General features: G+C 32.1%; 23 protein-coding genes and 2 other annotated features. Of the genes, 22 read left to right on the top strand and 1 reads right to left on the bottom strand.

All coding sequences use genetic code 11. The features are described 5' to 3' along the window. Positions 1–34: 34 nt before the first annotated feature. Positions 35–253: a binding site (T-box leader), on the top strand. A gap of 43 nt (positions 254–296) precedes the next feature. From HMPREF3134_RS04790 to HMPREF3134_RS04775, 5 genes are all read left to right on the top strand, one after another. After that, entirely contained in the window at positions 297–2,927 is a 2,631-nt protein-coding gene (locus HMPREF3134_RS04790; RefSeq protein ID WP_037569934.1) for a valine--tRNA ligase, read from the top strand. 11 nt (positions 2,928–2,938) lie between these two features. Beyond that, positions 2,939–4,201, top strand: a complete 1,263-nt coding sequence (locus HMPREF3134_RS04785; protein ID WP_037569931.1) for a bifunctional folylpolyglutamate synthase/dihydrofolate synthase — start codon at positions 2,939–2,941, stop codon at positions 4,199–4,201. A 192-nt stretch (positions 4,202–4,393) separates the two neighbouring features. Continuing rightward, entirely contained in the window at positions 4,394–5,089 is a 696-nt protein-coding gene (locus HMPREF3134_RS12650; RefSeq protein WP_076689962.1) for a prepilin peptidase, read from the top strand. Between the two features lie 15 nt (positions 5,090–5,104). Continuing rightward, positions 5,105–5,791: a RadC family protein gene (radC, locus tag HMPREF3134_RS04780; RefSeq protein ID WP_011275564.1), complete on the top strand. Its 687-nt coding sequence runs from the start codon at positions 5,105–5,107 to the stop codon at positions 5,789–5,791. Between the two features lie 96 nt (positions 5,792–5,887). Continuing rightward, positions 5,888–6,142: a hypothetical protein gene (locus HMPREF3134_RS04775; protein ID WP_227529184.1), complete on the top strand. Its 255-nt coding sequence runs from the start codon at positions 5,888–5,890 to the stop codon at positions 6,140–6,142. A gap of 55 nt (positions 6,143–6,197) precedes the next feature. On the opposite strand, the gene HMPREF3134_RS04770 is transcribed toward HMPREF3134_RS04775, so the two are convergent. Further along, entirely contained in the window at positions 6,198–6,377 is a 180-nt protein-coding gene (locus HMPREF3134_RS04770) for a hypothetical protein (RefSeq protein WP_011275566.1), read from the bottom strand. A 168-nt stretch (positions 6,378–6,545) separates the two neighbouring features. Between HMPREF3134_RS04770 and HMPREF3134_RS04765 the strand changes: the two genes are divergently transcribed. The 17 genes from HMPREF3134_RS04765 to HMPREF3134_RS04690 all read left to right on the top strand — a co-directional run bounded on the left by HMPREF3134_RS04765 (position 6,546) and on the right by HMPREF3134_RS04690 (position 21,349). Further along, complete coding sequence (locus HMPREF3134_RS04765) at positions 6,546–7,022, top strand: DUF4930 family protein (RefSeq protein ID WP_011275567.1); 477 nt, start codon at positions 6,546–6,548, stop codon at positions 7,020–7,022. 80 nt (positions 7,023–7,102) lie between these two features. Further along, positions 7,103–7,225 carry a hypothetical protein gene (locus tag HMPREF3134_RS12450; RefSeq protein ID WP_011275568.1) on the top strand — a complete coding sequence of 41 codons (123 nt, stop codon included), beginning with the start codon at positions 7,103–7,105 and terminating at the stop codon, positions 7,223–7,225. A 196-nt stretch (positions 7,226–7,421) separates the two neighbouring features. After that, positions 7,422–8,258 carry a rod shape-determining protein MreC gene (mreC, locus tag HMPREF3134_RS04760; protein ID WP_037569928.1) on the top strand — a complete coding sequence of 279 codons (837 nt, stop codon included), beginning with the start codon at positions 7,422–7,424 and terminating at the stop codon, positions 8,256–8,258. Further along, complete coding sequence (mreD, locus tag HMPREF3134_RS04755) at positions 8,258–8,767, top strand: rod shape-determining protein MreD (RefSeq protein ID WP_070441106.1); 510 nt, start codon at positions 8,258–8,260, stop codon at positions 8,765–8,767. The genes mreC and mreD overlap by 1 nt, the downstream gene beginning before the upstream one ends. A gap of 46 nt (positions 8,768–8,813) precedes the next feature. After that, positions 8,814–8,891: a sequence feature (ribosomal protein L21 leader region), on the top strand. Between the two features lie 13 nt (positions 8,892–8,904). Further along, positions 8,905–9,213 carry a 50S ribosomal protein L21 gene (rplU, locus tag HMPREF3134_RS04750; protein ID WP_011275571.1) on the top strand — a complete coding sequence of 103 codons (309 nt, stop codon included), beginning with the start codon at positions 8,905–8,907 and terminating at the stop codon, positions 9,211–9,213. Between the two features lie 3 nt (positions 9,214–9,216). Beyond that, positions 9,217–9,537: a ribosomal-processing cysteine protease Prp gene (locus tag HMPREF3134_RS04745; protein ID WP_011275572.1), complete on the top strand. Its 321-nt coding sequence runs from the start codon at positions 9,217–9,219 to the stop codon at positions 9,535–9,537. A gap of 11 nt (positions 9,538–9,548) precedes the next feature. Further along, the gene (rpmA, locus tag HMPREF3134_RS04740) at positions 9,549–9,833 is read left to right on the top strand and encodes a 50S ribosomal protein L27 (RefSeq protein WP_011275573.1); all 285 of its coding nucleotides are present in this window, start codon (positions 9,549–9,551) and stop codon (positions 9,831–9,833) included. Between the two features lie 152 nt (positions 9,834–9,985). Then, on the top strand, positions 9,986–11,278 hold the full coding sequence (obgE, locus tag HMPREF3134_RS04735) for a GTPase ObgE (RefSeq protein WP_011275575.1): 1,293 nt from the start codon (positions 9,986–9,988) through the stop codon (positions 11,276–11,278). A gap of 11 nt (positions 11,279–11,289) precedes the next feature. After that, positions 11,290–11,745, top strand: coding sequence for an ACT domain-containing protein (locus HMPREF3134_RS04730; protein ID WP_011275576.1), 456 nt, complete (start codon positions 11,290–11,292; stop codon positions 11,743–11,745). Positions 11,746–11,757: 12 nt separating this feature from the next. Continuing rightward, positions 11,758–12,363, top strand: coding sequence for a Holliday junction branch migration protein RuvA (gene ruvA, locus HMPREF3134_RS04725; RefSeq protein ID WP_011275577.1), 606 nt, complete (start codon positions 11,758–11,760; stop codon positions 12,361–12,363). Positions 12,364–12,417: 54 nt separating this feature from the next. Next, the gene (ruvB, locus tag HMPREF3134_RS04720; protein WP_011275578.1) at positions 12,418–13,413 is read left to right on the top strand and encodes a Holliday junction branch migration DNA helicase RuvB; all 996 of its coding nucleotides are present in this window, start codon (positions 12,418–12,420) and stop codon (positions 13,411–13,413) included. Positions 13,414–13,423: 10 nt separating this feature from the next. Beyond that, positions 13,424–14,449: a tRNA preQ1(34) S-adenosylmethionine ribosyltransferase-isomerase QueA gene (gene queA / locus HMPREF3134_RS04715; protein ID WP_011275579.1), complete on the top strand. Its 1,026-nt coding sequence runs from the start codon at positions 13,424–13,426 to the stop codon at positions 14,447–14,449. Between the two features lie 19 nt (positions 14,450–14,468). Beyond that, positions 14,469–15,608, top strand: coding sequence for a tRNA guanosine(34) transglycosylase Tgt (tgt, locus tag HMPREF3134_RS04710; RefSeq protein ID WP_046464893.1), 1,140 nt, complete (start codon positions 14,469–14,471; stop codon positions 15,606–15,608). 15 nt (positions 15,609–15,623) lie between these two features. Beyond that, on the top strand, positions 15,624–15,884 hold the full coding sequence (gene yajC, locus HMPREF3134_RS04705; RefSeq protein ID WP_011275581.1) for a preprotein translocase subunit YajC: 261 nt from the start codon (positions 15,624–15,626) through the stop codon (positions 15,882–15,884). A 224-nt stretch (positions 15,885–16,108) separates the two neighbouring features. Beyond that, positions 16,109–18,394, top strand: a complete 2,286-nt coding sequence (secDF, locus tag HMPREF3134_RS04700; protein ID WP_016930845.1) for a protein translocase subunit SecDF — start codon at positions 16,109–16,111, stop codon at positions 18,392–18,394. A gap of 141 nt (positions 18,395–18,535) precedes the next feature. Further along, positions 18,536–20,809, top strand: a complete 2,274-nt coding sequence (gene recJ / locus HMPREF3134_RS04695; RefSeq protein ID WP_046464894.1) for a single-stranded-DNA-specific exonuclease RecJ — start codon at positions 18,536–18,538, stop codon at positions 20,807–20,809. Between the two features lie 21 nt (positions 20,810–20,830). Further along, entirely contained in the window at positions 20,831–21,349 is a 519-nt protein-coding gene (locus HMPREF3134_RS04690; protein WP_011275584.1) for an adenine phosphoribosyltransferase, read from the top strand. The last annotated feature ends 275 nt before the right edge of the window (positions 21,350–21,624 follow it).

Raw genomic sequence — 21,624 nt, 5'->3', positions numbered from 1 at the left:
CTTATCACGATTTCCATTATACTATAATTAAGTAATGAAATATATTATTGGGAAGAGTAAGTTTGAATGATAGCACAGAGAGCATATGGTTGGTGTAAATATGTATAACATTCAATCTGAAGGTAGCCCACTTGAACTTTTATTGAACCATTAATTAGTAGATAAAAGCGTGTTTGAGCGTTAATCAAATTAAGTGCAAGTATATTAATTTATACTTGAATTTAGGTGGTACCACGGAACATCCGTCCTATATTATTTAGGAGGATGTTTTTTTAATTATTAGGAGGTTTTAATCGATGAATATGGAGCCTAAGTATAATCCACGCGAAGTTGAGGCTGGGCGTTATGAAGAATGGGTAAAGAATGATTATTTCAAACCCTCAGAAGACAAGTCAAAAGAGACATATACAATTGTAATTCCACCACCCAATGTGACAGGAAAATTACACCTTGGACATGCATGGGATACAACTTTACAAGATATTATTACGCGTATGAAACGTATGCAAGGGTATGACACACTATATCTACCTGGTATGGACCATGCAGGTATTGCTACTCAAGCAAAGGTAGATGCTAAATTAAAAGAACAAGGTATTTCTCGTCATGATATCGGACGCGAGAAGTTCCTAGAACACGCTTGGTCATGGAAAGAAGAATATGCGTCATTTATACGCCAACAATGGGCTAAATTAGGTTTGGGGCTAGATTATAGCAGAGAGCGTTTTACTCTAGATGATGGGTTAAGTAAGGCAGTAAGAAAAGTCTTCGTTGACTTATACAATAAAGGCATAATTTATCGTGGTGAACGTATTATTAACTGGGATCCTGAAGCTAGAACGGCTTTATCAGATATTGAAGTAATTCATGAGGATGTGCAAGGTCATTTCTATCATTTTAAATATCCTTACGCTGATGGTGATGGCTATATTGAAATTGCGACAACAAGACCTGAGACAATGTTAGGAGATACTGCCATAGTTGTTAATCCTAATGATGATCGCTACAAAGATGTAATTGGTAAGAAAGTTATATTACCAATTGTTGGTCGAGAGTTACCGATATTAGCTGATGAGTATGTTGATATTGATTTTGGTAGTGGTGCTATGAAGGTAACGCCTGCACATGATCCAAATGATTTTGAGATTGGTCAACGACATAGTTTAGAGAACATTATTGTCATGGATGAAAATGGTAAAATGAACGATAAAGCTGATAAATATGCTGGATTAGATCGATTTGAATGTCGTAAACAATTAGTTGAAGATTTAAAAGCGCAAGATCTAGTCATTAAGATTGAAGAACATGTTCATTCAGTTGGTCATTCTGAACGCTCAGGTGCTGTTGTTGAACCATACTTATCAACGCAATGGTTTGTAAAAATGAAACCGTTAGCGCAACGTTCACTTGATAATCAAAAAACAGATGATCGCATCGATTTTTATCCACCACGTTTTGAGAACACTTTCAATCGTTGGATGGAAGAAATTAGAGACTGGACAATTTCTAGACAATTATGGTGGGGTCATCAAATACCTGCTTGGTACCATAAAGAAACTGGTGAAATTTATGTTGGTGAAGAAGCGCCTAAAGATATTGATAATTGGGTGCAAGATGAAGATGTTCTAGATACTTGGTTCTCTAGTGCATTGTGGCCATTTTCAACTTTAGGTTGGCCGAATATTGATGCAGATGATTTTAAACGTTACTATCCAACTAATGCACTTGTTACTGGATATGACATTATTTTCTTCTGGGTTGCAAGAATGATATTCCAAGGTCTTGAATTCACTGACAGAAGACCATTCAATGATGTTTTACTTCATGGTTTAGTTCGAGCTGAAGACGGTCGGAAAATGAGTAAATCTTTAGGTAATGGTGTAGATCCTATGGATGTAATTGAAGAATATGGAGCAGATAGCTTAAGATATTTCTTGGCAACAGGATCATCACCTGGTCATGACTTACGTTATTCTACTGAGAAAGTAGAGTCTGTTTGGAATTTCATTAATAAAATATGGAACGGTGCGCGTTTTAGCTTAATGAATATAGGTGATGAATTTAAATTTGAGGATATCGATTTAACTGGAAACCTTTCTTTAGCGGATAAATGGATTTTAACTCGTTTGAATGAGACGATTGAAACAGTTACTAATTTAAGTGAAAAGTATGAGTTTGGTGAAGTTGGTCGTGCGCTATATAATTTCATTTGGGACGAGTTCTGTGATTGGTATATTGAAATGAGTAAAATACCAATGAACGGTGAAGATGAAGCACAAAAACAAACGACACGTTCTGTTTTAAGTTATACACTAGATCAAATTATGAGAATGTTACATCCATTTATGCCTTTTGTTACTGAGAAGATATGGCAAAGTCTTCCACATGAAGGAGAAACAATTGTAAAAGCATCATGGCCAACGGTTAGGGAAGAGCTTGTATTTGAAGAAAGTAAGCAAACGATGCAACAATTAGTTGAAATTATCAAATCTGTAAGACAATCTCGTGTTGAAGTAAATACGCCACTTTCTAAAGCTATACCTATTTACATTCAAGCCAAAGATGAAAATATTAAAGCAACACTAATTGAAAATGAAGATTATATTCATAAATTCTGTAATCCTAGTGAATTAACGATTGATACACATATTGATATTCCTGAAAAAGCAATGACTGCAGTGGTAATCGCTGGTAAAGTTGTATTACCTTTAGAAGGTTTAATTGATATGGATAAAGAAATTGCACGCTTAGAAAAAGAATTAGATAAATTACAAAAAGAACTTGATCGTGTTGATAAAAAATTATCTAATGAAAATTTTGTTAATAAAGCGCCTGAAAAAGTTATCAACGAAGAAAAAGAAAAACAACAACGTTATCAAGAAAAATATGATGGTGTGAAAAACAGAATTGAACAATTAAAAGCATAGGAGAATCGCCAATGAATTACCTAGAGAGTTTGTATTGGATACATGAGAGAACTAAATTTGGTATCAAACCTGGTGTAAAACGTATGGAGTGGATGCTAGATCGTTTGAATAACCCTCAATTAAATATTAGAGGCATACATGTTGGTGGTACAAATGGTAAAGGCTCAACTGTAGCTTATATTAGAGCCGCTTTAGTGGAAAATGGTTATGAGGTAGGAACGTTTACTTCTCCATTTATTGAAACTTTTAATGAAAGAATTAGTCTAAATGGACTTCCAATTACAAATGACGAGATTGTTGAATTAGTCGAAATAGTTAAACCAATTAGTGAAGTCTTAGAGCAGGAAACTGAACTAGGTGGTGCTACTGAGTTTGAAATCATTACAACAATGATGTTTGTATACTTTGGACAAATTCACCCAGTTGATTTTGTTGTAGTTGAAGCGGGGTTAGGTATAAAAAATGACTCCACTAATGTGTTTAACCCAATTCTCTCAGTACTTACAAGTATTGGATTAGATCATACTGATATTTTAGGTAACACTTATTTAGATATTGCAAAAGACAAAGGTGCCATTATTAAACCTAATATACCTGTGATTTATGCTGTTAAAAACGAGGAAGCATTAAAATATATTAGAGACCTAGCTGAAAGTAGTGAGGCTAAACCAATTGAATTAGACCGTGAGATTGTGGTTGTTTCACAAGGCGATGAATTTACTTATCGTTATAAGGACTATGAGCTAGAAACAATTATTTTAAACATGCTTGGTGAACATCAAAAAGAAAATGCAGCGCTTGCAATTACTGCATTGATTGAGCTATATGAACAAGAAATTATTACGTTAGATTTTAATAAGATGATTGATGCTATTGAGAGTGTTAGTTGGACTGGTCGTATTGAACAAGTAAAAGAGAATCCATTAATCATTATAGATGGAGCCCACAATAACGAAAGTATTGAAGCTTTAATTGATACGATTAAGAATTATTACGATAACGAAAAAATGGACGTTCTTTTCTCGGCGATAAAAGGTAAACCAGTGCATGGCATGCTTAATAAACTAGAAGAAATCTCAAATCACCTATATTTCACTGAATTCGACTTCCCTAAAGCATTGACTAAAGATGAGTTGTCAGAACAAGTAAATTTAGAGCATATTGAATTTATTGATGATTATGTTTCTTTTATAAACAATTATGATGGCAATGGGTTATTAATTACAGGTAGTTTATATTTTATAAGTGAAGTAAAAAGTAAAACTGAATTTTAAATTTGAAATAGTATATCCTCAAGTCATTTAGGCTAACTTTATACCTATGTGACTCGGGGATATTTGTTTATCACTAAATTTTAGTTATTGATAATGAGATTAACATTTTTATTAAATACTATTATTTATTTATAAAATAAATGATACAACTCATTTACTTTCAAGATTAAATAGTTATAATTAATTTAGGTGATGCTAGTGTTTTTAATATCTTATGTTTGTAGTGTTTTGTTTAGTTTTTTATACCATCTTACCAATACTAACAGTTTGAATTTGAATTATCTGGTTAGGCGTTCCAAGTGTGATCATTGCGGTCGTAAATTAGGTTGGTTCGAATTAGTACCTATATTTAGCTTTTTTATTTTAAAAGGAAAATCTCATTGTTGTAATCAAAAGTTAAAACGTCATTATATTTTTGGAGAATGCTTTGCCTTCTTAATTATCCCTTTAATAATTAATTTTGATACTAATGTACACTTCTCTCTGTTTATTACTACTTATTTATTCCTTCTTACAATGGCATTATATGACCTTCAAACATTAACAATTAATATAGTCATGATAATTCTATATACTATTGTATGTGCAAAAATCACGATGATTTATTTTTCAACCTTTATATTCTTCACTTTAATATTTCATCTATACTATTTTCTTTTTCCAAGACAAATAGGATATGGTGATATATTACTTTTAAGTATCTTATCTTGTTTTTTTCCATATCACTTTTATTTGATATTTCTCCTTTATACGCTTTTAATCGCTATTATAGTTTCTTCAATTTTATTAATAATGAAACAGCAAACTTATATTCCATTTGTACCATTCATGTTTATTGGTTTTATAATGACAAATTATTTATACCAGAACACGCTATTATACATTTAGAAAGGTTGATCTAGTTTGAGAATTAAAAGTATGGCAAAGTCTGAATTACCTAGAGAGCGTCTTATTCACAATGGAGCAAAAAGTTTATCCAATAGTGAGTTATTAGCAATTCTTATAAATACAGGAAGACACGGATTTTCAAGTTTAGATATTGCTAATGAATTACTGATTAGCTTTAATGGTTTGAAAGAACTAAAACATTTATCAATTAATGATTTAACAACAATTAAAGGAATTGGACTCTATAAAGCAGTCATCCTTAAAGCTGCTTTTGAATTAGGTGAAAGAATGTATGCTAGAGATTTTAATGAAAAAATTAAAATAACATCACCAAGTGATGTATCTAATATTATGATGTCAAAAATGAAAGATTTGACTCAAGAACATTTTGTAGTACTTCTATTAAACTCTAAAAATATTGTGATAAAAGAAGAAACGATTTACAAAGGGACATTGAATTCTTCAGTAATACATCCACGCGAAGTTTTCAAAGCAGCTATTAGAGCATCTAGTAATGCGATTATAGTTTTGCATAATCATCCTTCTGGCGATGTCACACCTTCTAAAGAAGATATAGAAACAACAATTAGGTTAAAGGAATGTGGTGAATTACTAGGAATTCAAGTCCTTGATCATATAATTATTGGTGATCAAAAATATGCTAGTTTAGTAGAAGAAGGTTACTTTGACTTGAGAAATTAATGGTATCATTTGTTTAAAATATTAGTAATCCTGTATAATTATGGTTGAAAAATTTTATAGAGGTGCATTATGACATTATTTTTAATAATAGGGATTTTGATACCAGTAGTTTATGTTCTTAGACTGACAATCAAAGAACATACGATTGGACTCAAGGAAATGTTCACGACAATTGTTTTATCTATGATAGGAATTGTCATATTTACTGTGATAGGTGTACTAATTAGCGGTCAAAATATTAATATAGCATCATTAATTTTTGCCTCGTTAATTACAGGGGTAATATGGGGACTATTATTATCAGGTGTATATAAATTATTTAACTATCTGACACATACATTTAAAAAATAAAACTAGCCATTGCAATATCAATCCTACAAAATTGAGACATGGCTAGTTTAATAATTTATTGAATATAGGCTGATAGTACTTGGAAATTTTCCATAATCCAAAGTATGCCTTGATATCCTAAATATAATCCTAATAATATTAAGGCTGCAGATATTATAAATCTAAGAATTGCAAACCCAACTCTAAATAACAATATCACAAGTAATGCAATTAAAATGATACTCACAATACTCATTATCAACACTCCTCATGAATATCCATAAACGATAATATAATCTTATTATAAAGCATCCATGATTAATTTGGAATCATACTTTAGTACATACCATTATCATGCTAAAGACTGATGTTGATATTATATTGTTCTATTATAATAATAAAGATTACTATTGGAGGGTATTTAATGCGGTTTTTTCTTAGTATTATAAAAAATACCATTGCAGTTATAGCTATTATTTGTATTATATATTTTGCATTAAAATATGCACCATTTCTAAGAGATCAAGATTGGAATCCGATAAATCATTCTATAAACAATGAGCAGTTGAATAACTTACCAAACAATTTAGATCGTCCTCATAACATATCAACAAATGGTAAGCGTTATGTGCTTGAGGATAATGATATTTTACAAAATATCCCGGCAAGTCAAACAAGAAATGTATTTAAATACATAGATAAGAAAGAGTTTATGGCGGTATCAGGCTTAGGAAGAATGGGATATAATGAAAATTACATTGCTGGACAACGTAATGACGAATTCATTATTTATAAATTTGGTAGTGATCAGATAAAAGTATATCGAACTGAAATAGAAATGGAACAAGATTTGAATGCACTTGGTCAATATATTGAATTAAAGCCTTTTGATGCATATTAATTAAGTTTTCATAATTGAACTAGTTTATTTTCTACGTTATGGTTAAGTTATAAACTATATTTCAAAGGTTGGTGTGATACATGTCTGAACAATCTAAAGAAAAACAAGCAAATGAACAAGCTAAAGCACAAAATCTTTTCGCTAAATGGAGAAAAGATGAAAAACTTTATAGTGACGATGATAAAAAGGATAAAGATAAATAACTAAATTGAGTTCATACTGAGTTTATTAAGATTAGGTACCACTAACTATTTTACGCATTGCGAAATAGTCGTGCTATCTAATCTCTTTTTTATTCAAAGATGTTGATATAGAATGAACTTAGTGCTTTATTTCAAACAACGAGTAATATAAAATAATAAAGGATGATTTAAATTAGAATTTGTAGAGGTGTTATGAGTGCAAAAGTTTTTTAAAAATAACAAATTAATTGTTGTTTTTTGTGCTGTTATAATTTTTATTGCACTGATTGGTTTGTCCTTAAGGTCACATACACAATCACCTCCTGAACAATATGTGGGGGATTCTGTTTCTCTTGGGCAAAGAGTCGTGAGCTATCCTGTCAATTTTGTTACTGGAGCGATAAATAATCTTTTTAGCTCAAATAAAACAACTGACAACAAGAAAATAAAACAACTAGAGTCTAAAAATGAAAAGTTAGAAGCGGAAAATAAAGATTTAAAAAAAGAATTAGATATGACTGATATTTCTAAATATGATCCAATTTCTGGTGCTGTAATCGCTAGAAATGCTGATCAATGGATGAATACAGTAATCATTGATAAAGGAAATAAAGACGGTGTTAAATCAAATATGGCTGTAATGACAGCTGAAGGTTTAGTTGGAAGAGTTACGAAAGTTAACCAATTTTCAGCACAAGTAGACTTATTATCTACTAACACTAGAACAGGTAAATTGTCTGTTAACATTCAACACGATTCTAAAAATGTATTTGGTTTAATCGATCACTATGATAAAAAGAATCAAGAACTAATCATTGGCAATATCAATAATAAAAATAAGATTTCAAAAGGCGATAAGGTCGTAACTAGTGGGTTAGCCGATCAATTACCAAGTGATTTATACATAGGTGAAGTGACCAAAGTTGAAAATGATGAGTACGGATTAGCAAAAGAAGTTAGAGTTAAAACAGGCGCTAATTTATCCGATATTAGCCATATATATATCGCCAAAAAAGATCCTGACAATGCTTCCGATGAAAGCAGGGACAATTGATGAGAGTATTTTTGTACTTAATCGTTGGTGTAGTACTGTTTTACATTGACAGTATCATTGGACTTCTAATCCCAATGCATTTTGGTCATTTCGAGTTTAATTTTATTCCTCATTTAATTTTGTTGTATATATTGTTGATAACGATTTATCGTGGCTTTGGAATCGGATTAATATTCGCAATTCTGTTTGGAATCGTAACTGATATATATGTCGGCAGTGTCTATGGATTATATATGTTTGGTTACTTAGCACTTGTCGTTATATTTGATAAATTTCTCAAAGTTTTTTATCGAGACTATACAATGATTTATATTTTGAGTATTATTAGTATTATTGTTTTCGAAATTTACGTAGCAATTATTTATGGTGTGATTGGATTCGCTAATATTGATATAATCAATTTCACTTTATTAAGAATGATTCCAACTATTATATTAAATGTCATTTTACTTATTATACTTTTCCCAGCTTTTATAAAATTTATGAAAAAAACTCATATACAAGATTGACACCGGTATTTAGTAATGGTAAGATGCAATAGTTGAGTAGTTTTATAGCTACATACAACCGCTCAAATATAGGTTTAAGAACATTTTTTTATGTCACCTATATATGGCGTGACTTATTAATATAGGAGGTGCAAAGTATGTTTGCTATTATCGAAACAGGCGGTAAACAAATTAAAGTAGAAGAAGGTCAAGAAATCTTCGTTGAAAAATTAGATGTTAATGAAGGTGACTCATTCACATTTGATAAAGTATTATTTGTAGGTGGCGATTCAGTTAAAGTTGGTGCCCCAACTGTTGAAGGTGCTACTGTTACTGCTACAGTTAACAAACAGGGTCGCGGTAAAAAAATCACTGTATTTACGTATAAACGTCGTAAAGACTCTAAACGTAAAAAAGGCCATCGTCAACCATATACTAAATTAACTATTGATAAAATCAAGGCTTAATTTATGATTACAATTGACATCACTATTAATGATAGTGGAAAAGTAACAGACGTTATTATGGATGGTCATGCTAATCATGGTGAATATGGACATGACATTGTTTGTGCAGGTGCTTCAGCGGTTTTATTTGGAAGCGTTAATGCAATTCTAGGTTTAACTTCTGAGAAACCAGACATTGACTATGAGGATGATGGAGGTCATTTTCATATTAGAAGTGTAGATACAAACAATGAACAAGCGCAATTAATTCTTCAAGCAATGTTAGTTTCTTTACAAACGATTGAAGATGAATATAATGAAAATATCAGATTAAATTACAAGTGAGGTGTATCCCGATGTTAAAATTAAACTTACAGTTCTTCGCATCTAAAAAAGGGGTAAGTTCTACTAAAAACGGTCGTGACTCAGAATCAAAACGTTTAGGTGCTAAACGTGCTGATGGTCAATACGTTACAGGCGGTTCTATTTTATACCGTCAACGTGGTACAAAAATTTATCCTGGTGAAAATGTAGGTCGTGGTGGCGATGATACATTATTCGCTAAAATCGACGGCGTTGTTCGTTTCGAACGTAAAGGTCGCGACAAAAAACAAGTTTCTGTATACGCAGTAGCTGAATAATTTTTGTCTAGTTAACACCAGAAGTGAATGCTTCTGGTGTTTTATTTTGTTTTAATACAAAAGTGTAACTTTATAGTGTTAATTTTTCATGCTTTAATGGATAATGATATAATGTTGTCATTAAAGAACAAATCGTAAAAGAGGTGAGATATATGTTTGTCGATCAAGTTACAATATCTCTTAAAGCTGGTGATGGTGGTAATGGTATCACTGCCTATAGAAGAGAGAAATATGTACCATTTGGAGGACCAGCTGGTGGCGACGGTGGTAAGGGCGCATCAGTTGTTTTTGAAGTAGATGAGGGATTAAGAACATTATTAGACTTTAGATACCAACGTCATTTTAAAGCTAAAAAGGGCGAAAATGGGCAAAGTAGTAATATGCATGGTAGAGGTGCAGACGATTTAGTGTTAAAAGTACCTCCTGGTACAATAATCAAAAGTGTGGAAACTGATGAAGTATTAGCTGACCTTGTTGAAGATGGCCAACGTGCTGTCGTAGCTCGTGGTGGACGAGGTGGACGAGGTAATTCTCGTTTTGCTACACCTAGAAACCCAGCACCAGACTTTAGTGAAAATGGTGAGCCAGGTGAAGAATTAGATGTAACATTAGAGCTTAAATTATTAGCAGATGTTGGATTAGTTGGATTCCCTAGTGTTGGTAAATCAACATTATTGTCAATAGTTTCAAAAGCTAAACCTAAGATTGGTGCGTATCATTTTACTACAATTAAGCCAAATTTAGGTGTCGTTTCAACACCCGACAATAGAAGTTTTGTTATGGCCGATTTACCAGGTTTAATTGAAGGCGCTTCAGATGGTGTTGGATTAGGACATCAGTTTTTAAGACATGTTGAACGTACAAAAGTGATTGTTCATATGATAGATATGAGTGGGTCAGAAGGTAGAGATCCATTTGATGATTACCAAATTATAAATAAAGAATTAGTAAATTATAAACAACGATTAGAGGATAGACCTCAAATTGTAGTAGCTAATAAAATGGATATGCCCGATGCACAAGATAATTTAACTTTATTTAAGGAACAAGTAGATGATAGCGTTACGATTATTCCTGTTTCTACAATTACAAGAGATAATATTGAACAGTTATTATACGCTATAGCAGATAAATTAGATGAAGTTAAAGATATTGACTTTAGCGTTGATAACGATGAAGAAATAGGTGTTAACCGTGTACTTTATAAACACACGCCTTCTCAAGATAAATTCACTATCACTAGAGACGACGATGGTGCGTATGTAGTAAGTGGTAATGCAATTGAGAGAATGTTTAAAATGACAGACTTTAATAGTGACCCAGCAGTAAGAAGGTTTGCTAGACAAATGCGTTCAATGGGTATTGATGATGCATTGAGAGAACGTGGCTGTAGTAATGGAGACATCGTTAGAATTTTAGGTGGAGAATTTGAATTTGTAGAATAGGAGTGCTAACAGTGGACAACAATGATTATAAAAAGTTTTACTTGATACGTGAAGATGTCTTGCCTGAATCAGTGGTAAAAACATTAAAAATTAAAGATGCTTTAAAAAATAATCCGGAATTGTCCATTTATGAAGCTGTTAAATTATTTGATCTTTCACGTAGTGCATTTTATAAATATAGAGAAACAATCTTCCCTGTAGATGAAAAAATGTTAGATCATCGTGAATTTACGCTTATTCTTTATGTTAATGATATTGTAGGGATGTTAGCACAAGTACTTAATACGGTTTCTAAATTGCAATTATCTGTTCTTACTATACATCAAAGTGTACCAATGGAAGAGAAAGCTACGATAACATTATCACTTAGCGCAAAAGATACCACCATTTCAATTGATGAAATTATAAAGGCACTAAGAAATATTGAACATGTTTCTAAAGTTGAATTAATAAGTATGAGTATGTAAGGAAGGTAACGAATGTACGCTTATATTAGAGGTAAATTGACGCAATTATTTCCAACGCATGTAGTTGTTGAATCAATTAATGGGGTTGGATATGAAATTCAGACTCCAAATTCCTATCGATTTCAAAAATATTTGGAGAAAGAATTAGTAATTTATACATCTTTAATTGTTAGAGAAGATGCTCAGTTACTTTATGGATTTATTAATGAAGAAGAAAAAGATATGTTCTTAAGTTTAATCAAAGTTACAGGTATAGGTCCAAAGTCTGCATTAGCAATTTTAGCTACTAGTACACCAAATGAAGTTAAAATGGCAATTGAAAATGAGAATGATGCTTATTTGACTAAGTTTCCAGGTATTGGTAAAAAAACTGCACGTCAAATTGTGCTAGATTTAAAAGGCAAAGTTCAAATTACAAGAGAAACAACTGAGACACTTTTAAGTATGAATGAAGAAAATTCAAATAGCGAAAACCTAGTTAAAGAAGCATTACTCGCCCTAGAGGCTTTAGGTTACTCAAAACGAGAAATTTCTAAAGTTGAAAAAGTACTCAACAAATCAACATTTGATTCTGTTGATGAAGCAGTAAAACTAGGACTAAAAACACTTGTGTCTTAAATTATAAAAAAATCATATTATTTACAACTACTAATGTAACTGGGGGGAGAAACTATGGATGACAGAATGGTTGATCAAGCTTTGCATAGTGAAGAAACTTCTTTTGAATTATCACTTAGACCAACAATGTTAAAACAATATATTGGGCAATCATCAATAAAAAACAACTTAGAAGTATTCATTAAAGCAGCTAAACTACGTGAAGAGCCATTAGATCATGTACTTCTATTTGGACCACCAGGATTAGGTAAAACAACACTATCCAATATTATCGCTAATGAAATGAACGTTAATATAAGAACTGTCTCAGGTCCATCATTAGATAGACCAGGTGACTTAGCAGCAATACTATCTGGTTTGCAACCTGGGGATGTACTATTCATTGACGAAATTCATCGTTTAAGCAGCACAGTTGAAGAAGTTTTATATTCAGCGATGGAAGATTTCTTCATTGATATTATCATTGGAAAAGGTGATGAGGCTCGTAGTATTAGAATAGATTTGCCTCCATTTACGCTAGTAGGTGCGACTACACGGGCTGGAAGCTTAACTGGTCCACTAAGAGATAGATTTGGCGTTCATTTGAGATTAGAATATTATAATGAGAATGATTTAAAAGAAATTATAATTCGAACAGCAGAAGTGTTAAACACAAAAATTGATGATGAAAGTGCAACTGAGTTAGCTAAACGTTCACGAGGAACGCCTCGAGTCGCAAATCGTTTATTGAAACGCGTTAGAGATTTTCAACAAGTCAATGAAGATGAACAGATTTATATTGAGACTACTAAACAAGCTTTACAATTGCTTCAAGTAGATGCAGAAGGTTTAGACTACATTGATCATAAAATGATGAGATGCATCATTAATCAATATGATGGTGGTCCGGTGGGTCTTGATACCATAGCTGTTTCTATCGGTGAGGAGCGTATAACAATTGAGGATGTCTACGAGCCTTTTTTAATTCAAAAAGGATTTATAGAACGTACACCTAGAGGTAGAAAAGCTACTGCATTTGCATACGAACATTTCAAAAATTTTAATAAATGAGGGATAAAAAATGAATGTTGAGGAATTTGATTATGACTTGCCTGAATCATTAATTGCTCAGACCCCTTTAAAAGATAGAGACCAAAGTAGATTGTTAGTGTTAGGTAGAAACAGTGGTAATATTGAACATAAACATTTTAAAGATGTCATTAATTACTTGGAAACTGGTGATACACTTGTCTTAAATGATACACGTGTTATGCCTGCACGATTATTTGGTTTAAAAGAAGAGACTGGTGCAAAAGTTGAAATGCTAATGCTTACTCGAATTGAGAATAATGATTGGGAAGTTTTACTTAAACCAGCAAAGCGAATTAAAGTGGGGAATAAGTTGTCTTTCGGAGAGGGTAAGATTATAGCTGAATGTATAGAGGAATTGGATCAAGGTGGACGTATCATGCGTTTGCATTATGAGGGAATTCTTGAGGAAAGATTAAATGAACTCGGTGAAATGCCTTTACCACCATATATAAAAGAACGATTAGATGATCCTGACCGCTATCAAACTGTCTACGCTAAAGAAAGTGGTTCTGCAGCAGCACCAACAGCAGGGTTGCATTTTACAGATGAACTTTTAGATGAAATTAGAGCAAAAGGTATAAATATTGCATTTATAACATTGCATGTTGGATTAGGAACATTTAGACCTGTAAGTGTTGAAGATATTAATGACCATGAAATGCATAGTGAATATTATCAAATGACCCAAGAAACAGCTAACTTATTAAATCAAACAAAAAAAGAAGGTCATAGAATCATTTCTGTAGGTACAACCTCAACAAGGACTCTAGAGACTATTCGTCGTGATTACAATGAATTTGTAGCTGTTAGTGGATGGACTGATATTTTTATATATCCAGGATTTACATATAAAGCTATAGATGGTTTAATTACTAATTTCCATTTACCTAAATCAACTTTAGTTATGCTTGTATCAGCATTTAGTAGTCGAGAAAACATTTTAAACGCATATAAAGAAGCTGTTAAACTAGAATATAGATTTTTCAGTTTTGGAGATGCGATGTTAATTATTTAATGAATGAGAGGTATTAAATATGCCAGCAGTAACTTATGAACATATAAAGACTTGTAAACAATCAGGTGCACGTTTAGGTATCGTTCATACACCGCACGGTTCTTTTGAAACGCCTATGTTTATGCCAGTAGGAACAAAAGCAACTGTTAAAACAATGAGTCCTGAAGAATTAAGACAAATAGAAGCGAAAATAATATTAGGAAATACATATCATTTGTGGTTACAACCTGGAAATGATATTATCAAACAAGTTGGGGGTCTACATAATTTTATGAATTGGGATGGCCCTATTCTTACTGATTCAGGTGGTTTCCAAGTATTTAGTTTGAGTAATCTTCGTAAGATAACTGAAGAGGGTGTTGAGTTTAGACACCATACAAATGGATCGAAGTTATTTTTAAGTCCAGAGAAATCAATGGAAATACAAAATGACTTAGGTTCAGATATAATGATGGCTTTCGATGAATGTCCACCTATGCCTTCTGAGTATAAGTATGTTAAGGATTCAATTGAACGCACTACGAGATGGGCTGAGCGTTGTTTAAACGCACATAAGCGCCCAGAGGACCAAGCACTCTTTGGTATTATTCAAGGTGGCGAATATAAAGATTTAAGAGAACAATGTGCTAAGGAATTAGTCGCTTTAGATTTTCCTGGATATGCTATTGGTGGGTTGTCGGTAGGCGAACCTAAACCAGTTATGTATGAAATGGTTGAACATACAGTGCAATATATGCCAGATGATAAACCTCGTTATTTAATGGGCGTAGGTTCCCCTGATGCATTAATTGAATGTAGCATACGTGGCATGGATATGTTTGATTGTGTATTACCAACGCGTATTGCTAGAAATGGTACATGTATGACTTCAAACGGAAGATTAGTAATTAAGAATGCTAAATATGCAAACGATTTTAAACCACTAGATGAAAATTGTGATTGCTACACATGTAAGAATTATTCACGTGCTTATATCAGACATCTGATTAAAGCTGAAGAAACTTTCGGTATCCGTCTTACTACTATTCATAATTTACATTTTCTGCTAAAATTGATGGAAGATATTAGACAAGCTATTCGAGAAGATCGTCTTTTAGATTTTAAAGATGAATTCTTTGAACAATATGGGCTTAATGTAGAAAACCCTAAAAATTTCTAATAAGGAGACAACATAATGAACGTTTCAGCACTTATTTTACCTATAATTTTAATTATAGTATTTTATTTCTTTTTAATTCGACCTCAACAAAAACGTGCAAAAGAACATCGTGAAATGATTAGCCGAATCGAATCTGGTCAACGTATTACTACTATTGGTGGCTTGAAAGGAACTGTTAAAGCTGTTGATGAAACTACAGTTGTTATCACAGTTAATGGTCATGGAACAGAAATGACTTTCGAAAAACCAGCAATTAAACAAGTAGACCCTTCTTAAAGTTAAGGGGAAATGAAATTTATTTATTTAAAACTGTCGACAAAGTTCATACTATGTTGACAGTTTTTATATTATATGTATATGTGTAATAATCTTAATTTCACTAAAAGATGTAGTATGTTAATATAGATAGGTCATGTAATAACTATGTAATTTTTAATTAACTTGCACATGGTTTGTTAAAAGATTATTCTTAGTACATAAGTAAACAATGAGGTGTTCATGTGAAGAAATTTAGTAGGATAATTGCATTCATACTAATTGTAGCCGTTTTGTTTGTCGGAATGGGGCTTACATATAAGAATGTAGTTAAAAATGTAAATCTCGGACTAGATTTACAAGGTGGATTTGAAGTTCTTTATCAAGTTAAACCACTTGATGGGGATAAAAAAATCGATGAAAAAGCCTTGCAATCTACTGCTAGAACTTTGGAAAACCGTGTTAACGTGCTAGGTGTTTCTGAGCCTCACATTCAAGTTGAGGATCCAGATCGTATCAGAGTTCAATTAGCAGGTGTAAAAGATCCTGATGAGGCACGTAAAATATTATCTTCTCAGGCTAATTTAACTATTCGTGATGCCAATGATAAAGTTAAATTAACTGGTAAAGATATTGTACAAGGTTCAGCTAAACAAGAATTTAAGCAAGGTACTAATGAACCAGCTGTTACATTTAAATTAAAAGATCGTGCTAAATTTAAAAAAGTAACAGAAGAAATTTCGAAAAAACAAGAAAATATGATGGTAGTATGGCTTGATTATAAAAAAGGTGATAGCTACCATAAAGAGTTAGAAAAACCTGAAGATAAACGTAAATACGTTTCAGCTGCATCAGTAGATCAACCTATTAATTCTGATAGTGTTGAAATTTCAGGTGGATTTCATGGTCAACAAGGTGTGGAAAGAGCTAAACAAATTGCAGAATTACTGAATGCTGGTTCACTACCTGTTGATTTAAAAGAAATTTATTCTAATTCAGTAGGTGCACAGTTTGGTCAAGATGCACTTGATAAAACAATATTTGCATCAGCGATAGGCGTAGCAATTATATATCTATTTATGGTCGGTTTCTATAGACTACCTGGTTTAGTTGCTATCATCGCATTAACTGTTTATATTTATCTTACATTAGTAGCATTTAATTTCATTTCTGGTGTTCTTACATTACCAGGATTAGCAGCTCTCGTACTCGGTGTAGGTATGGCTGTCGATGCGAACATAATTATGTATGAACGGATAAAAGATGAATTACGAATTGGTAGGACGTTAAAACAAGCCTACTCTAAAGCAAACAAGAGTTCTTTCTTAACGATATTTGACTCGAACTTAACTACAGTTATTGCTGCAGGTGTATTATTCTTCTTCGGTGAAAGTTCAGTAAAAGGTTTTGCGACAATGTTACTTTTAGGTATTCTTATGATATTTGTAACAGCAGTATTTTTATCAAGAGGTTTATTATCATTACTTGTATCATCTAATTACTTTAAGAAGAAATTCTGGCTATTTGGAGTTAGTAAGAAAAATAGACATGATATTAATGAAGGTGTAGATGTTCATGATCTTAAAACTTCATATGAAAAGTGGAATTTTGTTAAATTAGCCAAACCATTAATCGGATTCAGTATTCTGATTTTGATTGTTGGTATTGTGATTTTAAGTATATTCAAATTAAACTTAGGTATTGATTTCTCTGCAGGTACGCGTGTTGATATCGACTCTGATACAAAATTGTCTCAACCTAAAGTTGAACGTACGATGAAAGACATGGGATTAACTCCAGATCAAGTTCAAATTAATGGTAGTGACAATAAACAAGCAACTGTGCAATTTAAGAAAGATTTATCTAAAAATGAAGTTGTAGAACTTAACAAAAAAGTGAACAATGAATACGGACATAAACCAACTGTAAATACAGTATCACCAATGATTGGACAAGAATTAGCTAAAAACGCTATGAAGGCTCTTATCTATGCGGCAATAGGTATTATTATCTATGTTTCACTAAGATTCGAATGGAGAATGGGTCTATCATCAGTATTAGCATTACTGCATGACGTCTTTATGATTGTTGCATTATTCAGCTTACTTCGTTTGGAAGTTGATATTACATTTATTGCAGCAGTACTAACTATCGTAGGTTATTCAATTAATGATACGATTGTAACATTTGACCGTGTAAGGGAAAATCTGCATAAAATTAAAGTCATTACTAAACCAGAGCAAATCGATTACATCGTTAATCGCTCTATTCGTCAAACAATGACTCGTTCCGTTAATACTGTTTTAACGGTAATTGTTGTCGTAGTTGCGATTTTAATATTTGGGGCATCAAGCTTATTCAATTTCTCATTAGCATTATTAATTGGATTAGTATCTGGTGTATTCTCTTCAGTATTTATCGCTGTTCCTTTATGGGGTATAATGAAGAAACGACAACTTAAAAAAGCAGATAACGGTAAATTAACGGTATACAAAGAGAAAAAATCAAATGATGAAAAGATTTTAGTATAAATTATTAGGGAGTAGGACATTGCATTCAATGTTCTACTCTTTTTCTAGTATCATTAATAGTTTTATCAACTAAACGTTGTTTACTTTTTATTTAGTTGAATTTTCGGTATAATGGCTTTTGGAAAAAGGGAGGATAATTACATGATTAAATCTAAATATAACTGGCTCTATGAACCTCCAACAGAATACATAAATGAAACTTTAATAAAAAAATATCAATTAACACCGATTATAAAAAAACTGCTTGAAAGTAAATCGATAACTGATGATGAGTCAATTAAAGCCTTATTAGATGAAACTATCATTAACCACGATCCATGGCTATTAAGTGATATGGAAAAAGCGGTGACTCGAATCAATGAAGCAATTGATAAAAATGAGCGTATATTGGTATATGGTGATTATGATGCCGATGGTGTCACTTCTACAACTATATTAGTTAAAACATTGCAGACATTAGGGGCTGAAGTGGGTTGGTATATTCCTAATCGATTTTCAGAAGGTTATGGTCCTAATGAACTTGCATTTAGAAATGCATATGATGAAGGCGTGTCTCTCATCATAACTGTCGATAATGGCATACAAGGTCATAAAGAGATTGAAATGGTACAAAAGCTAGGAGTTGATGTCATAGTAACTGATCATCATGAAATTGGACATACTTTGCCTGAAGCGTATGCCATCGTACATCCAATGCATCCAGAGTATGAATACCCATTTCACTTTTTATGTGGTGCTGGTGTAGCTTACAAACTGTCTCAAGTTTTATTAGACAATCCTCCTAATTATTTTGTAAGTTTAGCTGCGATTGGTACTATAGCAGATTTAGTGTCAATGACAGATGAAAACCGCTCTATAGTAAAACAAGGTTTATCATTTTTAAATCAAAGCTGCCCGATTCAAATTAAAGCATTACTTAACCAAGCTGGTTATAATGACACGATTAACGAAGAAACTGTAGGTTTTATTATAGGGCCGCGACTTAATGCCGTTGGTAGATTAGAGGATGCATCATTAGCTGCTGAGTTATTAATGACCGAAGATGAAGAAGAAGCTGAATTTCTTGCTGAACAAGTAGAACATTTTAATGTTGAACGTAAAGAAATAGTAGCTCAGATAACTGATGAGGCACTAGCCATTGCTGAAGAAAAAGTAAATAATGGCAATCAATTTTTACTATTAGCTAAAGAAAATTGGCATGAAGGTGTCTTAGGTATAGTAGCATCTAAAATTGTTGAGACATATGCATTACCTACCTTAATTTTGAATATTGATTTAGAACAAAATCATGCTAAAGGATCAGCTCGTAGTATAGAACAAGTTTCAATGTTTGAAATTTTGAGTGCACATCAAGATTTAATTTCTAAGTTTGGTGGTCATCATATGGCTGCGGGTATGACTATGGAGATAGATTATATTGAAGCATTAGAGCAAGGATTAAATGACTGGATGTTTAAATTATCAGAACATACGTCACTAGAGCCGACAAAACATGTATCAGTTAAATTAGAAGAGAATGATATTTCTATAAATAACATTCGTGATATTCAAAGACTAAGTCCATTTGGCACAGACTTTGAAAAACCATTATTGGAAATTGATGATAATGAAGTCGTTGATGTTAGAGCAATTGGAAAAGATAAAAACCATTTAAAATTAGTAACCGGTCAGTTACAATTACAAAGCATATTTTGGAAAAATGGTCAGTTAGCAACTCAAATTGAACCTGGTCAACCAATCAATCTACTAGGAAATTTACAAATCAATGAATGGAACGGAAATCAATCACCACAGTTTATTATTCAAGATATAGCAACGAATAATGAACAAATATTAGATTACCGAAGTAAACGTAAACAATTAAATATAGACCCAAACGATACTAAAGTTGCTTTTTTAATACACCCTAAAAAAGAAAAATTGAATCATAATTACTATTATTATGGTGATAAAATCGATCAAGAACATGAAGTAGTAATTTTAAGAGACTTGCCCAATGATTTAGACAGTCTTAAAGATAGTCTCAAAAACTTAAATTATTCACAACTCTATTTAGTACTGCAACATCAGCAGAGTATATATTTTGATGGTATGCCCACGTCAAATCAATTTAAAAGCTGTTTCAAAGCGCTAATGACCAAAAAAGAAACCAATCTTGAACAAGAGGGTATGTTACTGTGTCAACATTTGAATGTTAAACCTAATATTTTAAAATTTATGCTTAAAGTATTTTATGAGTTAGGTTTTGTTACAAAAGAAAATGGTATAATTAAAATTGTAGATAATGCTAACAAACAAAATATTGAAACAAGTCGCGTTTATCAATTAAGACAATCAAGAATGGAAGTTGAGAAACTTTTACTATATGATGATTTCACGCAACTAAAAACTTGGATCAAATCACAGAAGGGTTAGTAAATAGGAGGAAATAGATAAATGGATTTAAAGCAATATGTTTCGGAAGTGCAAGATTGGCCTAAACCGGGGGTAAGTTTTAAAGATATAACTACAATTATGGATAACGGGGAAGCTTATGGTTATGCTACCGATCAAATTGTAAAATATGCTAAGGACAGAGATGTAGATGTTGTTGTAGGTCCGGAAGCTAGAGGATTTATCATTGGATGTCCAGTAGCGTATTCAATGGGCATTGGTTTTGCACCTGTTAGAAAAGAAGGTAAATTACCTCGTGAAGTCATCCGATATGAATATGACTTAGAATATGGTACAAATATTTTAACGATGCACAATGATGCCATTAAACCAGGGCAGCGTGTACTTATAACTGATGACTTATTAGCTACTGGTGGTACTATTGAAGCAGCTATTAAATTAGTTGAAAAACTAGGAGGCATCGTCGTAGGTATTGCATTCATAATCGAACTTAAATATTTAAATGGTATCGAAAAAATTAAAGATTATGATGTTATGAGTTTAATTTCATATGATGAATAGATGACTAGAATAAAAAGACATATTAACATGTTTTTAATGTCTAACAATTTTTGGGAATGAGATAATGAATTCGTAATGGGATTCTATCTCATTCCCATTTTTTCGTTAAATTGTTTACTTGATTTGATTTCAGCGTAACACCATTTATTTATTTAAAAACTTGTAGTATCATAGAACTATTATTTATAAAAATGTTAAGGCTTTTGTAGTTCTTTTAACATTTGATAAAATTAAAGTAATACTCGCATTTCTATATCTAAATAGATGATATACTC

It is taken from the genome of Staphylococcus sp. HMSC14D10 (genome assembly GCF_001808125.1).
Taxonomy (GTDB): Bacteria; Bacillota; Bacilli; order Staphylococcales; family Staphylococcaceae; genus Staphylococcus; species Staphylococcus haemolyticus.
Note: the sequence above shows the minus strand (reverse complement) of the source record. Positions and strands in the feature narration are given on the sequence as shown.

What these genes read in the sequence shown, in the direction of transcription:
- HMPREF3134_RS04790 (WP_037569934.1), top strand. Translation starts at nt 297, where the DNA reads ATGAATATGGAGCCTAAGTATAATCCACGCGAAGTTGAGGCTGGGCGT.
- HMPREF3134_RS04785 (WP_037569931.1), top strand. Translation starts at nt 2,939, where the DNA reads ATGAATTACCTAGAGAGTTTGTATTGGATACATGAGAGAACTAAATTT.
- HMPREF3134_RS12650 (WP_076689962.1), top strand. Translation starts at nt 4,394, where the DNA reads ATGCTAGTGTTTTTAATATCTTATGTTTGTAGTGTTTTGTTTAGTTTT.
- HMPREF3134_RS04770 (WP_011275566.1), bottom strand. Translation starts at nt 6,377, where the DNA reads ATGAGTATTGTGAGTATCATTTTAATTGCATTACTTGTGATATTGTTA.
- HMPREF3134_RS04765 (WP_011275567.1), top strand. Translation starts at nt 6,546, where the DNA reads ATGCGGTTTTTTCTTAGTATTATAAAAAATACCATTGCAGTTATAGCT.
- HMPREF3134_RS12450 (WP_011275568.1), top strand. Translation starts at nt 7,103, where the DNA reads ATGTCTGAACAATCTAAAGAAAAACAAGCAAATGAACAAGCTAAAGCA.
- mreD (WP_070441106.1), top strand. Translation starts at nt 8,258, where the DNA reads ATGAGAGTATTTTTGTACTTAATCGTTGGTGTAGTACTGTTTTACATT.
- rplU (WP_011275571.1), top strand. Translation starts at nt 8,905, where the DNA reads ATGTTTGCTATTATCGAAACAGGCGGTAAACAAATTAAAGTAGAAGAA.
- HMPREF3134_RS04745 (WP_011275572.1), top strand. Translation starts at nt 9,217, where the DNA reads ATGATTACAATTGACATCACTATTAATGATAGTGGAAAAGTAACAGAC.
- rpmA (WP_011275573.1), top strand. Translation starts at nt 9,549, where the DNA reads ATGTTAAAATTAAACTTACAGTTCTTCGCATCTAAAAAAGGGGTAAGT.
- obgE (WP_011275575.1), top strand. Translation starts at nt 9,986, where the DNA reads ATGTTTGTCGATCAAGTTACAATATCTCTTAAAGCTGGTGATGGTGGT.
- ruvA (WP_011275577.1), top strand. Translation starts at nt 11,758, where the DNA reads ATGTACGCTTATATTAGAGGTAAATTGACGCAATTATTTCCAACGCAT.
- ruvB (WP_011275578.1), top strand. Translation starts at nt 12,418, where the DNA reads ATGGATGACAGAATGGTTGATCAAGCTTTGCATAGTGAAGAAACTTCT.
- queA (WP_011275579.1), top strand. Translation starts at nt 13,424, where the DNA reads ATGAATGTTGAGGAATTTGATTATGACTTGCCTGAATCATTAATTGCT.
- tgt (WP_046464893.1), top strand. Translation starts at nt 14,469, where the DNA reads ATGCCAGCAGTAACTTATGAACATATAAAGACTTGTAAACAATCAGGT.
- yajC (WP_011275581.1), top strand. Translation starts at nt 15,624, where the DNA reads ATGAACGTTTCAGCACTTATTTTACCTATAATTTTAATTATAGTATTT.
- recJ (WP_046464894.1), top strand. Translation starts at nt 18,536, where the DNA reads ATGATTAAATCTAAATATAACTGGCTCTATGAACCTCCAACAGAATAC.
- HMPREF3134_RS04690 (WP_011275584.1), top strand. Translation starts at nt 20,831, where the DNA reads ATGGATTTAAAGCAATATGTTTCGGAAGTGCAAGATTGGCCTAAACCG.